We start from the raw sequence: 2,389 nt of genomic DNA, 5'->3' as shown, positions 1-2,389 counted from the left end.
GCCCCCCCCCCCCCCCCACGACCGCGGCCGGCCGAAACCGCTGTGAGCTCAACCGGCGCCCGGGGGCGGGGGGGGGGGGGGGGGGCGGGGCGGGGCCCCCCGGGGGGGCCCCCCCCCCGCGCCCCCACCTTCGCCCCGTTAGCCGGGCCCGGAGGGCAAACCGGGCCCGGCGCCCACACCTTCAGGAGCGCCCATGGACTACCTAAACCCTCGGTATGAAGCTCGCGCGCGCGTCGCACGTACCATCCAGCACAACCGCACGGCCCGAGCCGCAATCCGGCTCTTGCTCATGCGAGGCGTCCTGCCCCGTGTGGCTCGCTCGCGCCCCGCCGAATCGCCGTGGGTGGAAGTGACGTTCGGCCACGGTGCCACCTCGGGCCGATGGCTCAACACCTACGCACGCCACGAACACAGCGTCCGTTTCGACCTTCTGCCGCTCAGCCTGGTGCCCGCCATCCTCGCAGCGGTCGACGACTCCCCTGATAGCGGGGACGTCGCCTTCCACGACCTGGCCGACTACCAGGGCGACGCCGCTCGCTGGCTGAGCGAGCAGACTGCGGGTCTGTTGGGCGTGGTCGACAGCCGTCCTCTTCCCGGCTACAACGAGGAGGATTTCGATACCCCCACGTACACCTCGAAGTTGTCCGGGCGCTGGCAGGCAGAAGGCTTCGTTCTCCTCGAACTGTCCGCCCCGGATATGACCGCCGTGTGCAACATGGAGATCCTCTACCTCAGTGAGACGGCGGCGCACGCAGTGATCACCGCCTACGCGGCCCAGATCCCGCGGCGTTGATCCGGCCGGCTGCCTGGCAGGCGCCACCTCGACGCCGCCAGGCGGCCGGGACTGGAGAACGACGTCCCAAAACTGCAACCTAGCGAGTGCGGCGCGCAGCTCGAAGATGCACGAGAACCCCGTTCCAGCGACCGGCAGGACACGTCACGCGGCGGGGTCCCGGGGCCCGGACCTCTTTGCGGGTGGGCGGACCTTCGATGCGCCCACCCGGAACGACCCTCAGGGGCGGAGCCTTGCCGTGTCTGCCGCCGCGGGCACGCAAACACACCCACGCGGACGTCGCGCGGGCGGCGAGCCACAAGGTACAACTCGGCGGGGGAGTCATGCGCGGCGCCGACGAGAGCGCAAAGGCCATCGTCCAGTGATTTGCCGCGCCTCAGACATCCGCCCAGCCGGGAGCTTCATGGACGGAAGCGGGGCCGGCGACACGGACGAAGTCCGTACCAGCATCACCGGAGTGTGCTGACTTGGGCAAAGCCGCCGGCCCCTGGAACCCACAAGCGCAGTACCAAGGCACCACCCTGCGGTATCCGACAGTGTAGGGCCTTGCATGAGACAGGATGGGCCACGATGACCACGACCAGAGAACAGTTCGAGCAGCGACTTGCCCAGCTGCGCCGCGAGGCCCCGGAACTCACGCGCAAGGACTTCGCGCACCTCGCTGGCGTCGCTGAGAAGACAGTCCGGAATTGGCTGGACTCCGATCCGACGTTCGCCGACAAAGCGCGGACCGGTGCGCGGCGAGTCCAGCTCTTTCCCATCGACGAGGGCGCGCAGTGGGTGCGCAAACAGCTCTTCGGCGCCGACGAGCGGGCGCCGCAGGTGAGCCGAGGGCCACGGCTCGCCGCGGAGCCCCGTCTCATGCCGCACGCGCCCGGCGAACGGTGGCGGTGGGTTGACATGGCGCGTCTTCGCGGTGTGACACCGACCGCGGTGCGGCTGCTCGCCATCGATTACCGAGAGCACCCCGAGCGACCGTTCCCACCGCGCGACGAATTCGACCGCACGTTTGACGCCGATGAGGTCGCCGCCTGGTTTCTGTGGTACGACACCACCCGCCCGGGATACACCGGCCCCCGGCCCGCGGAGATCGCGGCGGAATCCGGCACCAAGGACACCCGCTGTAAGGAAGTCGTCAGGCGCCTGAGCATGGCACTCGACAGCGGCGAATCCCTGACCAGCCGCACCCTAGCGGAGGAACTTGGGGTGAGCACCACCATCGCGTCCCGCTACCTGCGGCAGGCTGCGGCGCAGGTCCTCCCGGCGCACGGCCTGATCTCCCGTAGCCAGATCGCAGAACGGTTGCTTACGGCCTCCGCCAGGCTCACGCCCGGGCAGCGTCGCGAGAGAGTGAAGACGCTCCTCAAGCGCAAGAGCGCTCCCGACCCCTTCATCACGGTGGCCGATGCGCCCTACTACAGGGAAGCCGATATCGCCGAGTTCCTGGACCCCCAGATGTGACCGCGCCGACGCCCGTGTTCCGACCGGACAGCGAAGACGGCAATCTCACCGTTGCATCCCGGCGTTCGAGTGTGGGGGGCGGGGGGGGGGGGGGGGGGGGTGGGGGGGGGGGGGGCGGCCGGGCGCGCGGGGGGG

At 70.2% G+C, this 2,389-nt stretch carries 2 protein-coding genes; both read left to right on the top strand.

From position 1 onward, the window contains the following. The first annotated feature begins 343 nt into the window (after window positions 1–343). Window positions 344–793, top strand: coding sequence for a hypothetical protein (locus tag LCE31_RS02955; RefSeq protein ID WP_225012354.1), 450 nt, complete (start codon window positions 344–346; stop codon window positions 791–793). 570 nt (window positions 794–1,363) lie between these two features. Next, window positions 1,364–2,254 (top strand): hypothetical protein, encoded by an 891-nt coding sequence (locus LCE31_RS02950; RefSeq protein ID WP_225012353.1) that lies wholly within the window; start codon window positions 1,364–1,366, stop codon window positions 2,252–2,254. Window positions 2,255–2,389: the final 135 nt, after the last annotated feature.

The organism is Streptomyces sp. 8L (genome assembly GCF_020176795.1).
Taxonomy (GTDB): domain Bacteria; phylum Actinomycetota; class Actinomycetes; order Streptomycetales; family Streptomycetaceae; genus Streptomyces.
Note: the sequence above shows the minus strand (reverse complement) of the source record. Positions and strands in the feature narration are given on the sequence as shown.